17 protein-coding genes are annotated in these 13351 nt (G+C 60.4%); 15 read left to right on the top strand and 2 right to left on the bottom strand.

Going from position 1 to position 13351, the window contains the following annotated elements; all coding sequences use genetic code 11:
• Positions 1-7: 7 nt before the first annotated feature.
• Positions 8-997, bottom strand: coding sequence for a hypothetical protein (locus NKF25_RS20605; protein WP_253228517.1), 990 nt, complete (start codon positions 995-997; stop codon positions 8-10).
• A 205-nt stretch (positions 998-1202) separates the two neighbouring features.
• Here NKF25_RS20605 and NKF25_RS20600 point away from each other — a divergent pair, with 205 nt between their 5' ends.
• The 15 genes from NKF25_RS20600 to NKF25_RS20530 all read left to right on the top strand — a co-directional run bounded on the left by NKF25_RS20600 (position 1203) and on the right by NKF25_RS20530 (position 12568).
• A complete protein-coding gene (locus NKF25_RS20600; protein ID WP_253228516.1) occupies positions 1203-1463 on the top strand; it encodes a hypothetical protein in 261 nt (86 codons plus the stop codon).
• On the top strand, positions 1460-1678 hold the full coding sequence (locus tag NKF25_RS20595) for a hypothetical protein (protein WP_253228515.1): 219 nt from the start codon (positions 1460-1462) through the stop codon (positions 1676-1678). The genes NKF25_RS20600 and NKF25_RS20595 overlap by 4 nt, the downstream gene beginning before the upstream one ends.
• Positions 1678-1929, top strand: coding sequence for a hypothetical protein (locus tag NKF25_RS20590; protein WP_253228514.1), 252 nt, complete (start codon positions 1678-1680; stop codon positions 1927-1929). The genes NKF25_RS20595 and NKF25_RS20590 overlap by 1 nt, the downstream gene beginning before the upstream one ends.
• A gap of 103 nt (positions 1930-2032) precedes the next feature.
• Entirely contained in the window at positions 2033-3451 is a 1419-nt protein-coding gene (locus NKF25_RS20585) for an ATPase domain-containing protein (protein WP_253228513.1), read from the top strand.
• Positions 3452-3526: 75 nt separating this feature from the next.
• Positions 3527-3730, top strand: a complete 204-nt coding sequence (locus tag NKF25_RS20580; protein WP_253228512.1) for a hypothetical protein — start codon at positions 3527-3529, stop codon at positions 3728-3730.
• 88 nt (positions 3731-3818) lie between these two features.
• Positions 3819-4001, top strand: coding sequence for a hypothetical protein (locus NKF25_RS20575; RefSeq protein WP_253228511.1), 183 nt, complete (start codon positions 3819-3821; stop codon positions 3999-4001).
• 167 nt (positions 4002-4168) lie between these two features.
• Positions 4169-5548: an APC family permease gene (locus NKF25_RS20570; protein ID WP_253228510.1), complete on the top strand. Its 1380-nt coding sequence runs from the start codon at positions 4169-4171 to the stop codon at positions 5546-5548.
• A 305-nt stretch (positions 5549-5853) separates the two neighbouring features.
• On the top strand, positions 5854-7122 hold the full coding sequence (locus tag NKF25_RS20565; RefSeq protein ID WP_253228509.1) for an extracellular solute-binding protein: 1269 nt from the start codon (positions 5854-5856) through the stop codon (positions 7120-7122).
• Between the two features lie 12 nt (positions 7123-7134).
• Positions 7135-8064 carry a sugar ABC transporter permease gene (locus NKF25_RS20560; RefSeq protein WP_253228508.1) on the top strand — a complete coding sequence of 310 codons (930 nt, stop codon included), beginning with the start codon at positions 7135-7137 and terminating at the stop codon, positions 8062-8064.
• Entirely contained in the window at positions 8061-8981 is a 921-nt protein-coding gene (locus NKF25_RS20555; protein ID WP_253228507.1) for a carbohydrate ABC transporter permease, read from the top strand. Before NKF25_RS20560 ends, NKF25_RS20555 begins: the two co-directional genes overlap by 4 nt.
• Positions 8982-9029: 48 nt before the next feature.
• Positions 9030-10151: an ABC transporter ATP-binding protein gene (locus tag NKF25_RS20550; protein WP_253228506.1), complete on the top strand. Its 1122-nt coding sequence runs from the start codon at positions 9030-9032 to the stop codon at positions 10149-10151.
• A 3-nt stretch (positions 10152-10154) separates the two neighbouring features.
• A complete protein-coding gene (locus NKF25_RS20545; RefSeq protein WP_253228505.1) occupies positions 10155-10328 on the top strand; it encodes a hypothetical protein in 174 nt (57 codons plus the stop codon).
• 140 nt (positions 10329-10468) lie between these two features.
• Positions 10469-11236 carry an HTH-type transcriptional regulator GlpR gene (gene glpR, locus NKF25_RS20540; RefSeq protein WP_253228504.1) on the top strand — a complete coding sequence of 256 codons (768 nt, stop codon included), beginning with the start codon at positions 10469-10471 and terminating at the stop codon, positions 11234-11236.
• Positions 11233-12141, top strand: a complete 909-nt coding sequence (gene pfkB, locus NKF25_RS20535; RefSeq protein ID WP_253228503.1) for a 1-phosphofructokinase — start codon at positions 11233-11235, stop codon at positions 12139-12141. The genes glpR and pfkB overlap by 4 nt, the downstream gene beginning before the upstream one ends.
• 190 nt (positions 12142-12331) lie before the next feature.
• Positions 12332-12568 carry a hypothetical protein gene (locus NKF25_RS20530; protein ID WP_253228502.1) on the top strand — a complete coding sequence of 79 codons (237 nt, stop codon included), beginning with the start codon at positions 12332-12334 and terminating at the stop codon, positions 12566-12568.
• 73 nt (positions 12569-12641) lie between these two features.
• Here NKF25_RS20530 and NKF25_RS20525 read toward each other — a convergent pair whose 3' ends face one another.
• Positions 12642-13325 (bottom strand): DUF4352 domain-containing protein, encoded by a 684-nt coding sequence (locus tag NKF25_RS20525; RefSeq protein ID WP_253228501.1) that lies wholly within the window; start codon positions 13323-13325, stop codon positions 12642-12644.
• Positions 13326-13351 lie beyond the last annotated feature (26 nt).

Raw genomic sequence — 13351 nt, 5'->3', positions numbered from 1 at the left:
CGACGGTTTAGCTGTTCTGCGGTTTGAAGATGTCGGCGAGACGGCCGACGAACGAGTTGTTCGGATGCGTCCCTTCTACGACCTCGTACTCGCGTTCCAGCGTCCCTTCCCTCGTCAACCGAAGGATCGTCAGGTCGCCGTCCGTGAGGAGCGTTCCGGCGTCGTTCCCGACGATGGTCCCGGACGTGGTGACGAGCGTCGCGCGTGCGCCAGCACCCGATGCGAGGCTTCTGAGGGCCGAAATGTCGTCCTTGTCGGGACGTTCGTAAACCGCGCCGATGACGTGGTCGTTCAGCAGGTCATCGCGTGCGTAGACGTGGACTGGGACCTCCTCGTCCGACGCGTCGGTGACGGTACTGTCGATCTCCGTTCGGAGTTTCCTGTCCTCGAACGCTTCGGCGAGGGCCTGCCGCGCGACGAGTTGCTCGTCTACCCATGTGGCTCCGTCTTCGCTCAAGAAGTACCGGTACAGCACCCGCTCGATGGTTTGGAGCGGATCGGCGACGTGATGGCAGTCACGGCATCGAAGGCGGTTGACGGGGTTTTCGAAGACGTCGCCACAGTCCTCACAGACGTGTGCCGCATCCGATTCGAGGTGTTTCAGCGAGTCGAGTTCGGTCTCGCAGTTCGGACAGACGACGGCGTTCTCGCCGACGAACTGCTCCCGCATCCCCTCGTAGCCACACTCGGGATGGCGATAGCTGTCCGTTCGGATCGTGTTCGGCGATTCACAGGACGGACACGCCGTCGTGTACTGCATTCCCTTCGCTTCACAGCGAGGACAGATGTACTGTTTCTCCTGAAACTCGCGGTGAAGGAGGTCGCGTTCGGACAGCGTTTCGAGCACCTCGAAGGTGTCCCCGTCGTAGTCGTCGAGATACTCGTCCGCGTCGGGGTAGGTGACCGTCCCCGTCTCGATGTCCAGTACCGGTCGAATTTCGTCGAGCGTCCCCTCTCGAAGGGCGCTCAGTAGTCGGACTGTACCCGGTGAACCCATGATCGATTACAACATGCCCATCTATTTAATCATCTCCCAAACTATAATTATTGTTTTGTAATTCTCGGTATGTTTCTCGGACGATATCGTGACCGACGTTTTGAGAAAGTGGTCAGAACCTCCTTTTCTATCCCGCACGCTGGTACGAAATAGGTCAGCGAATCGCACCCACGACCACAGACGGTCCAAACGGAGTCGAAAACAAATGAAATCTACAGTCCGGAACGACACGACCGAGAGGAGAACCCCCTCCATCGAGGAGACGCTCTACGGGCCGCCACAGCATTCGACGCGAAGGACCGACCCGGAGTTGACGTTCTATGGAGTCCCACAACACGAAACCGACGTCGTAGTCGACGCGGAACCGCGGGAATCGCCCGCGTACCGATATCGCTGGGAGATGGAAAGCCGTCGGGACCGCTTCCAGTTCGGCCCCGGGCCGGCGACGGGGGTGATTTTCCCATGACCGCGACGAAGTCCGGTGACGGGTTCGTGACCGATATCGTCGAATCCTGTCCCGACTGTGGCCGGGACACGGTACATGAGGTCGAGATAGAGATTCGAACCGAGAACGAACACAGCGACAACGCGGCGTTCTCGCGCGAACCGTACCGAGTCAGTACGTGTACGGGATGTGGGAGAACGACCGCGGTTCGCATGAACAACGTGCGAGGGCTCTGATGGCGAACTTGGCCAGCAGCGAGAACGGAATCCGCGTCCGACCGCCGAACCGCAGGTCGTCATCGAGACGGTGCCTGAACTGCGGGGGGTTCGTGACGGCGCGCTTCGCCCGCGTGTTCGGGGACAACACCGACGAAGTCCACGGTTGCATCGCCTGTCTCGACAGGAGTGCTGTCCGTGCGGGGAACGCCTGTGCGACCGAGGACGACGAACTCCCTCGAAACGAAACCGTCCAGACGACACCCGACTGACCGCTCGTCAGTCGAATCGAGCGTGGAGTCGCGTGTCGATGTGCTGTTTCTGGTACTACCAGGATTCATAATTGTTTTCCGATAGCGCTTCAGGAGTACGATAATGGCTGTCGAACGACAATCGACCGGCGTTCGCGGATTCGACATCGTGTTGAACGGTGGACTGATTCCGAACCGGTCGTACGTCCTCCACGGTGAAGCAGGCACGGGAAAGACCGTGCTCGGATTGCGTTTTCTCGAAGCGGGAACCGAGCGGGACCAAACGGGGCTGTTCGTCCATTGCTCCGAGACGGCGGACGAGCTCCGCGAGAAGGCGAACGCAGTCGATATCGACGCGGACGCCCTTTCGTTCCTCGATTTACGCGCCGAACAGGCCGAAAGCGGCGGGGAACGAAACACGTTCGCTGGGAACGCCGACGACGACGAACTCGTCGGTCGCCTCGCCGACCGAATCGACTCGCTCTCGCCCGACAGAGTCGTCATCGATTCTTCGACTCGGCTTCGGGACCTCCTTTCGAGTCGGGAACGGTTTCGGGAGGAAGTCATCGGTCTCGCGCGATATCTAAAAGAGGACGGTACGACGGTGCTGTTTACCGGCCGTACCGCACTCAACGACGACCTGTCCGTCGTGGACGACGGTCGAATCGAACTCCAGCGCACCGACCGAACACGAACACTCCTCGTGCCGAAGTTCCCGAAAAACGTGCGAAAGGGGCGACACGGGATGCGAATTTCGGACGACGGCATCGCCGTGTTCCCCGCGCTCGACCCCACGGTTCACGACCGCGATTTCAACCCCGTTCAACTCTCGTCCGGGATCCCACAAGTGGATCAGCTCCTCGACGGTGGTATCGAGCGGGGGACGGTCACGGTCCTCAGCGGCCCGACCGGCGTCGGAAAGACGACGTTCGGGACGCAGTTCATGAAGGAAGCGGCGGGCCGCGGCAAGCGGTCGGTCATCTACATGTTCGAGGAGTCGACCGAAACGTTTCGTGAACGGAGCAGGGCCATCAACGTTCCCGTCGCCGAGATGCAAGACGAAGGGCGGCTTCATCTCGTGGAGGTCGAACCGGTCAAGCGCTCGGCCGTCGAGTTCGTCGATATGGTCCGCCGCGAGGTCGAAACCAACGAGACCGACATCGTGATGATCGACGGCATCGAGGGGTACACCCTCTCCCTGTGTGACGAGCGACAGAACCTCGTCGAGCGGTTACAAGCGCTCTGTCGATATCTCAAGAACAACGGTATCACAGTCATCCTCGTCTCGGAACACGACTCGATGACGGGTCAAGTCAAGGCGACCGGGAAGGGGATCAGCTACCTCGCGGACAACATCGTTCTCCTCCAACACCTCGAAGTCTCCGGCGAGATGCGAAAATCCATCAGCGTGTTGAAAAAGCGGACCAGCGACTACGAGCATCTCCTCCGCGAGTTCGAGATAACGGAAAACGGTGTCAGAGTCGGCGAACCGATGGAGGACCTTCAAGGGGTATTGACCGGTATGCCGCGACTCGACGACTGAATCCCGAATCACTATTTTGGATTAAAAATCGGTATCATTATACCATAGCAGTGTGAGCTATCAAGCGAGCGACGTATGGGAACAATACTCACGGTGTTGGGATTCTGGGAGGGAGTTCGATGGCTCGGTACGACCGTTCCATTTTTTACCGTCCTCCCCGCTTTCGTTGGCATGCTCGTCTTGATTTGGATGTTCATGCCTGACCTGCCGATGCAACCGAGGCCGACGGTACCCGACGGCGAGTATCGGTTCGATCCGGACGATTTCGAACCGCGGTGATTCGAGAGACCGGTCAGAACGCCTTTTTAACCCCCTCTCGAACGTCCGGATGAGGAGAATCGCCGAACGAGCGACCAAACCAACGACCATGACTAACGCAGTACCTGACGGACGGCACGTGGAATCGGATACGCCCGAAATCGTCTTCGCGATCGACGAGACCGCGGACGAGCGGTGTCCGAACCGGGCGATCATTGCCGACATCACGCGGGACGACGCGTGGGTCGCGGTAGACGAGATGGACACGATGCCGTTGGACGAGTGGCGATAGGTCCTCGAACGGACGACCTTTTCGCGAGTAGATTCGACGGAGAGCGGTCGCTCTCGATCCTTCGGACTGTGAGCGGCCATCCCCATCACAAATTCGTTACGCTAACCTGTTTTGAGAATGGTTAAATAGGATCTCTCTGTAGCATCGAACGACATGGTGCTATCACGATGAGCGAACGCGGCGAGGCGAGTTCGGGGGACGGCGGACTCACCCGCGAGTTGGGGTTGCTCGATTGCGTGCTGTTGAGCGTCGGCGGGATGGTCGGGTCCGCGATTTTCGTCTTCCCCGGTTCGACCGGACGGTTGGCCGGTCCCGCCTCGACGCTCGCGTGGTTGGTCGCTGGGCTGTTGATGATGGTAATCGCACTCTGCTACACGGAACTCGCACTTGCGTTCCCGAAGGCTGGCGGTCCCGCCGTCTTTCCCGCCGAAACGTTCGGCCAGAACCCGTTCGTCCGTCTCTTCGCCAGTTACATCGAAGGGGTGTCCTACTGCATCGGGATGGTGTTCAGTATCACGATTTCGGCGCTCGCAATCGCCCAGTATTTGGGGATCGCGTTTCCCAGCATGAAGGGGTACGTCGTTCCGATAGCGCTCGTCGCGATCGTCTCGAGTTTCCTCGTCAACCTCGTCGGCGTGACGAGTACGAGTCGGACGAACCTCGTTCTATCTTCGCTACTGCTCACGGTTCTCCTCGTCTTCGTCGCCGCCGGACTGACGCAGTTCGAACCGACGAACTACGAGCCATTTTTCACGGGCGGACCGACGAAGTTCTTCGCGGCCGTTCAACTGGCGCTCACGGGATACGGCGCGTGGACGGCGATTCCGTCCGTCGCGGAGGAGGTGAAACGACCGGCCAAAACCGTCCCGCGGGCTATTTTACTCTCGCTTCTCGTGACGACGGGAGGCTACACGCTCGTCGTCGTCGTGCTCCACGGCGTCGTCCCGACGTCGGCGTTCCAAAGCGGTAACGCCGTGATCGAAGTTCCCCTCGGGGTTGCGGCGGCGAAACTCGGACTACCGGTGGTTCAACGATATCTCCTCCCGCTCGGCGCGATCGTCGCCATCTTCACGACCATGCTGGTCGGGACCATGAGCGCCAGTCGCATCGTCCTCGCACTGGGGCGGAACGACACGCTCCCCTCGTTCTTCGCGGCGGTCGATTCGCGCTTTCAGGTTCCGTGGGTCGGACTCGTGACGGTGTCCCTCGTCGCCGCCGCGCTGACGGCCTTTCCGGAATATTTCTACGAACTGCTCGTCATCGCGTCCGTGGTCGGAACGGGACTTCCGTACGCGCTCAACATCGTCTCGTTCGTCGGACTGCGCTACTACCGCCCCGACGTAACGCCGCCGTTTCGCGCCCCCGGCGGGTACGCGCTCCCCGTCGTCGCACTCGTCGCACTTAGTGTTGCGATGGTCGGACTGGGTTCGACCGAAGTGCTCTGGTCGCTGGTCACCGTCGTCCTCATCGCTGGTTCCTTCCTCGTCCGGTATTTCATTTGGCCCGAACTGTTCCGCCAGCACGACTTCGTAATATCGCGCAAATGAATAATCTCGCCGTGACGTTTCCAGTCGAAACGAACGATCGAAGCAATCCGTGCAGATTTGAACACGACTGGTCAGTCGTACGCACGGCATCGTGAATTACCACTCAATACGGTCTAATTCCGGCGGTTTCCCCGAATTCTCGCGGGGTGTTTCGTTCCGCAACTGTTCATTTTTGCGTATTCGACCGCTGAATGAGTGAACGAGTTTGAACGAGTTTGAACGTTTTTGCAGAACATTTATTATGGTCGTTTGTTTTGGTTATGGATGTCATGGGTGATGAACACAACCATACACGGCGTCGATTTATGCAAACGACAGGGGCACTCGGTATCGCAGGGTCCACTGCGCTCGCCGGTTGTACCTCTTCGAGTAAGAGCGACAACGGAGGCAAAAACGGAGGCAGCGGCGAGATGGCCGATAAGATCAAATTCTTCAACGCGGGGAGTCTCAAGGACGACCCCGGAACCAAGAAGAACATCGACCGGTTCGAGAAGAAAACCGGCATCGAAGTCGAGGTCAACGAGGTTCCATGGAGCAACCTGAAGACGACGCTCATTACGCAGTGGCGAAACGAGAGCAGCAAAGTGGACGCCTTCAACGGGCCGACGTGGTGGCTCGCCGACTTCGTCGCGGCCGATTGGGTCGAACCGCTTCCGCTCACGAAGAAACACCTGAACAAGTTCCCCGACAATCTCAAGGAACTCGTCATGTTCGACGGGAAGCCGTACATGGCCCCGCAACTGGGCAAATGGGGCAACTTCCTCTACGACAAGCAGTACTTCGAGAAGCAGGGAATCTCCTCGCCGCCGGACACGTGGGATGACGTTCTCAAACTCGGCGACAAGGTCGGCAACGACCGGTCGGCGTTCGGGTTCACGTGGGCGAACAAGGACGTTTTCATGTTCAAACAGTTCCTCTGGCAGGCGGGCGGCCAGGTGTTCAACGACAAACACGAACCCGTCTTCGCGGACAAAGGCGTGAAGGTCTTCGACGAGTTCCTGACGCCGCTTCGAAAGAAGGGGCTCCTCCCGAGCGGCGTCCAGAGCATGAACGAGGGGAACGTCGGCGACGCCTTCATCGGCGGCAAGTTCGCCACCGTCGAGGGATGGACGCCACTCGGTTCCCGTGCGCTCGACGAGGACTGGAAGAAGGACCGTCTCGGCATCGCCAAACCGCCGAAAGGGCCCGCGTCGCGTGCGACGTTCCAGGATTCGAACGCTGTCGGCGTCTCGGCGTTCTCGAAGCGCAAGAAGGCCGCGAAGAAGTTCGCGGAGTTCATGAGCGAGGAGGAATCGTGCAAGACCGACATGGTGGTCGAGGGGAACCCGGCGGTCATGCCGTCGGTGTACGACTCCGACGAGGTGAAAAAGAAGTATCCGAAGGAGTTGCGCGACAACATGAAGTACAACCTCAAGCACGCGACGAGCGAGATTTACCGCCTGCAACCGCAGGTCGACGACATCCTCTCGTCCAACATCACGCCCGTCTTCCTCGGCAAGAAGGACGCTCACGACGCGCTCACCTCTGCCCAACAGGACATCAAGTCGCTGTACAAGAAGAACAAGATTCTGTAGAGTCACGCATATATGGCAGAGAATACACGCTCGCTTCGGCGACGGCTCGATAGGCTGTTCATCCCGCTCACGGTGGGACCGACGGTCATCTGGATAGCCGGCATCATCCTCTATCCGACGCTCCAACTCCTGTGGTCGAGTCTGTTCTATACGAACCCGATCACACAGCAAAAACAGTTCGTCGGACTGGACAACTTCGCCTCGCTTCTGTTCGAGCACGGCCACTGGTTCGGGACGGTCAACCCCGACATCGTCCGGTTCACGAAACACACCGTCATCTACGTCGGCTTCAGCGTCACCATCTCGTTCCTGTTGGGACTCGGCATCGCGATGCTGCTCAACAAGGATCTGAAGGGACGTGGCTGGATCCGGACGGCAGTCATCGTGCCGTGGATCCTGCCGTACGTGATGAGCGGTCTGATGTGGCGTTGGATGTTCCAGACGCAGTACGGTGCGATTAACGGCGTCCTCGTCGGCGGCGGCGTCATATCGAAACAGATCCCGTTCCTCTCGGACGGAACCCTCGCGATGATCGCACTCATCATCGCCGACGTGTGGGTGTTCACGCCCTTCATCATCATCATCCTCCTCGCGGGACTCCAGAACGTTCCCGAGCAGTTGTACGATGCGGCCGAGGTGGACGGCGCGAGTCGATGGTCGCGGTTCCGGAACGTCACCTACCCGTTCCTCAAACCGTCGATCCTGGTCGCGCTCACCATCCGGATCATCTTCGACATCCGGGCGCTCGACCTCGTCTGGGTGATGACCCACGGCGGTCCCGGGAAGTCCACCGAAGTGTGGGCTTCGTGGCTCTACCGCACCGCGATGGTGTTCGGTGACACCGGCGAAGGTGCCGCCCTCGGCGTCGTCATGCTCGCTACGACGTTCGCCATCGTTGCGGTTCTCTATCAGGTCTTCGGAGGGACCCCCTACGAAACATGAGTACGAAAACAGACACGATGAGCCGACTGCGGCGCGGATTGAACTTGAACGCGGAAGACGAGTGGCCAAGCGTGATCCGCGAGCGACTGGTCGCCTACGGACTGCTCGGTCTCTACGTCGTGGTAGTGTGGTTCCCGATCTACTACATCCTCATCACGAGTTTGAAGGCACCGTCCGAGACGCTGTCGTTCCCCATCACGTTCTACCCGCACCACCCGACGATTTCGAACTACGTCGAAATCTTCCAGAACCGCCCGTTCGGCACGTACACGCTGAACAGCCTCATCGTCGCCGGAACAACGACGATAATCTGTGTCACGCTGGGAACGCTATCGGGATACACGTTCTCCCGATACGACTTCCTCGGCAACAAGGCGCTGTTGCTGTCCATCATCGCCGCGCGGATGATCCCGCCCATCGCGCTCATCGTTCCGTTCTTCGAGATCATGTCGCACCCGCCGCTCATCGGCGCGGTCACGGGAAGCCTGTACGACACGAAGATCGCGCTCATCCTGACGTACACGTTCTTCAACCTGCCCTTTGCGGTGTGGATCATGAAGAACTACTTCGACGGCGTCCCGAACTCGTTGGACGAGCAGGCTCAAGTCGACGGCTGTTCGACGTGGGAGGGCTTCTTCAAAATCATCCTCCCGGTGGCAAAACCGGGCATCGCGGCGACGGCCATTCTGGCCTTCATCTTCTCGTGGAACGAGTTCGTCTTCGCGCTCGTTCTCACGTCCTCGAACGTCGCACAGACGCTGCCAATCGGCGTCTCCCTGTTCGTCGCCGACGACTTCATCGACTGGGCACACCTCGCTGCCGGTGGCATGATTGCGGCTCTGCCGGGCATCCTGTTCGGCCTGTTCTTCCAGCGCTACATCGTCAGCGGTCTCACGCAAGGAGCAGTGAAAGAATGACGAAAACAGATCTACAAATGCGATTCAATCCAAACGACGGTGGTATCGATGGCTGAAGTAACGCTCGACACGCTCGAAAAACGGTTCGGCGAAGTGGTCGCGGTCGACGGAATCTCGCTCGACATCCCCGACGAGTCCTTCACGGTATTCGTCGGTCCGTCCGGGTGTGGGAAGACAACGACCCTTCGGCTCATCGCCGGACTCGAACGCGCGACCGACGGCGAGATTCACATCGGCGACACGATGGTCAACGACCACCGCGCCTACGAGCGGGACATCGCGATGGTGTTCCAGAACTACGCGCTCTACCCGCACAAGACGGTCGGCGAGAACATGCGATTCGGGCTGGAACAGCACGGCGTGGACGACGACATCATCGAAGAACGCGTGTCCGACGCCGCGGACCTCCTCCAGATCGACGACCTGCTCGACCGACGTCCGGCGGAGCTCTCCGGCGGGCAACAACAGCGCGTCGCGCTCGGCCGCGCCATCGTCCGGGAACCCGACGTGTTCCTGATGGACGAACCGCTGTCGAACCTGGACGCCAAACTGCGGGTGCAGATGCGCGCCGAACTCAACAAGCTGCACGAGCAGTTGTCCACGACGACGGTGTACGTCACCCACGACCAGATCGAGGCGATGACGCTCGCCGACCAGATCGCCGTGATGAACGACGGCGAGATTCAACAGGTGGGCGACCCGACGTACGTCTACACGCATCCACGGAACCAGTTCGTCGCCGACTTCCTCGGAAGCCCGTCGATGAACTTCGTGGAGGGGACGCTGACCAACCGCGACGGAACGCCCGTCGTGGACGTCGGACCGTTCCAACACGAGGTGCCCGAATCCTATCGAGACGCGCTCGACGACAAGTTCGGCGAGGAAATCGTCGTCGGTGTCCGCCCGGAGAACGTCACGCTCCGACCGGACGGCCTTCCCGCACTCGTGGAAGTCGTCGAACCGCAGGGTGAGAAGACCGTCCTCGAACTCGACCTCGGCGACGACATCACCATCAAGGCGTCCGTGGAACCGAGCGTTCCGGTCGAACTCAACGACCGCGTCAACGTCGAATTCGACCGACGGTCGCTCCACTACTTCGACGCCAGCAGCGGTGAATCACTGACGTACTCCCCGTCCAAGGAATCGAAGCGGGTGGAGGCGACGCACTGACCGATGGCACAAACGATCACGTCGTGGGTGCCCGAGCGGGACATCCTGCTGGTGTCCGCTTGCTGTCTGTTGGCCCTCATCGCGGCGTACAACTATCTCGTCGGCTCGTACGGCGGGACCATCGTCGCGACCGTGGGGGCGGGTATCGCGTTGCTGTTTCTCGTCTTCACCGGCTGAGATGATGCCGAACCGCCCCACTCCCCGCATTCGAACCGACCTCGCCCTCCCACACCAGAGACGTTATTGGGTAGAATTGCCTACAGGAGAGACGAACGAGACGCTCCCGGCTCACGGTCGAGTCGGTATGATACGAACATATGTTGCCTGACGAACGGAAACGAGAGATAGCCGAGATAGTCACCGAAGAGAACGGCAGTACCGTCGCCGACCTCGCGGGTCGGCTCGACGTTTCGGAGGCGACCATCCGACGAGACCTCCGCGACCTGGAGGACGACGGGCGCATCGAGCGGTCACACGGCGGCGCGCTCCCCGTCAAAACCGTCGGCGAGGAGCGAACCTACGGACAGAAGCAGGTCCAAGGGCGGGACGCGAAACGGATCATCGGAGAACGCGCCGCCGAAACCCTCCAAGACGGGCAGGTCGTCTTCTTCGATTCGGGAACGACGACCATCGAAGTCGCCAAACACGTCCCCGACGACGTGACCATCACCGCCGCGACCAACTCGCCACTCGTGTCGATGCAACTCGCCGAGGCGGGTATCGAGGTGAAGGTCACCGGCGGGACGCTTCGGCGCTCCACGTGGTCGCTCGTCGGACCGACCGGCGAGAGCTTTCTCGACCGGACCAACTTCGACGTGCTGTTTCTGGGAACGAACGGGATTCACCCGGATGCCGGGTTGACGACGCCGAACGAGGACGAAGCGCGCATTAAATCCCGAATGTGTGAGAAGGCGAGTCGCGTCGTGCTCGTCGCGGACAACAGCAAGTTCGGCCGCCGAAGCTTCTTCCGCTTCGCCTCGTTCGAGGACGTGGATACGCTCGTCACCGACGCCCCCGTTCCGGCGGAGTACCGCGAACCGTTCGAGACGATGGGCGTCGAAATCATCGAGGAGGTGGGGGAATGATCCTGACCGTCACGCTCAATCCGGCCGTCGATTACACCGTTTCCGTCGATTCGGACGTCGAACCGGGTGGCGTCATGCGGTCGAGCATGACCCAGTACGACCCCGGCGGCAAGGGCATCAACGTCTCGAAATACCTCTCCAGGTTGGAGGTCGACACGCTCGCAACGGGCTTCGTCGGCGGCTTCCTCGGTCGCTACATCGAGGAGCAACTCACCCGTGGAAAGGTGCCGAACGACTTCGTGGAGATGGACGTGTGCACCCGGCTTAACACCACGATTCTGGGCGAGGACGGCGAGTACAAACTCAATCAGTCCGGCCAGGGAGTCAAGGACGAAACCGTCCGCGAACTTATCGCCAAGGTGCGCGAGTACGAACCCGAAATCGTCGTCATCGCCGGGAGCCTCCCGCCGAACCTCGGTCCGGCGACCATCGACCGTATCGCAGGGGCAGGGCCGTGGGAGACCGTCGTGGACGTGCAGGGCGACCTCCTGACCGGCGTTGCGGGCGACTACGCGCTCTGCAAACCTAACCGGAGCGAACTGGCGAGCGCGACCGGTATGCCGGTCCACAGTATCGAGGAGTGCGCCGAAGCCTCCCACGCGCTTCGGGAGAAGGGATTCGACCGCGTCATCACCTCGCTCGGGGACGACGGTGCGCTTCTCACCTCCGACGAGGGCGTCTTCCACGCGAAGCCACTCGACGTGGACGTGGTCGATTCGGTCGGTGCCGGGGACGGTCTGCTCGCTGGCGTCCTCTCGACGCTCGCTCGCGGCCAATCCGACCGTATCGCGCTCCGCGTCGGAATCACCGTCGCGTCCCGCGTCGTGACGGTCCCCGGAACCACCGTCCCCGACATGGACGAGGTTCGGACGGAAGCCACCGAGATACCGCTGCTCGTGGATTGAACGGCGGCCGACGGCGTATTTTCAGCCTCGTTGTCGTTTCGTTGTTTTTCTCGATACCGAAAGTAGAACCCCCTGACAACCCTACGCTTACCCAGTCGAACGTACCACCAAAGAGGAACGTTGGACTGGGAAAAAACAGATCTGTTGGTCTAAAATAACTTTAACACCCTCCTGTGAGTGGCGGGAAACGATGTCAGGAATCAGAAACTCACCGGAGATTCCCCAATCGGTCCCGAAACTAGAAGCCGAACTCATCCGTGACGCCTACGAGACGGCCCAGAGTGGCCGTTCCACGGATGACGCTTCCGGCACCGGGACATCTCTTGATCTCTCCGATACCGAGCGACGGGCTTTCTATCGGCGGATTCTCGATGCGGGTGTCTCCAAGGAAACTCTTCACGAACTCGGCTTTAGCTCGGACGAATAGCGATACGACCCCTTTCGATCTTCTCACTTTTCGGAGGACCCACCGACAGCGACGAGAAACGGAGCGTTCGGGGTTACTCCATGCTCCACCGGATCAGTTTCTTCGACCCGGAATCAGTGTACGACAGCGTGACCGTCACGCCGAGGGAAGCGAGGGCGTCCTTCGGTACGTCGAAGGCGACGGTCTTCGACGACGATCCGTTGCCGTTCACGTCGGACGAGACGTACTCCTTCCACGCGCTCTTCGCCGAGTCGGTCATGCTGTACTCGTTCCCGTTGGCGTGAAGCGAGAGCGATGCGTCGTCGGGGAGCGATTGAGACGACCCACCGGTGTTTTTCGTCTCGAAGGTGACAAGGAGGTAGGTCGAACCGTCGTCCGCCTCGTCGGTCGTTCCGTTATGCGAGTAGGAGTCGGACGTATCGGCTTCCGTCACGGCGACGCTGAGGTCGTCGGCGACGGTCGTGTGTTCGCCGAACGAGACGGTCTTCGATTCCGACGTCGTGGTTCCCGAGGAATCGGTCGTCGTCTCGTCGTCGGTCGTCGTCTCGGAGTCCGTGGTGGTTTCGCTCGTCGTTTCGTCCGCGTCGCTCGTCGTACTCGTCGACCCTGTACCACTCGTGGTCCCCCCTGTTCCGGTCGTCGTTTCGCCCGACGACGTTTCGGTGGAGGGTCCGGAGTCGTCCCCATTGGAGTTACACCCCGCGAGGAAGAGCGTGCTCGTGGTTCCGACACCGGCGATGAACGTGCGTCGTTTCATTGCGTCTCGCCGGTTACAACCCGGGG

Source organism: Haladaptatus sp. AB643 (assembly GCF_024136975.1).
Lineage (GTDB): Archaea > Halobacteriota > Halobacteria > Halobacteriales > Haladaptataceae > Haladaptatus.
Note: the sequence above shows the minus strand (reverse complement) of the source record. Positions and strands in the feature narration are given on the sequence as shown.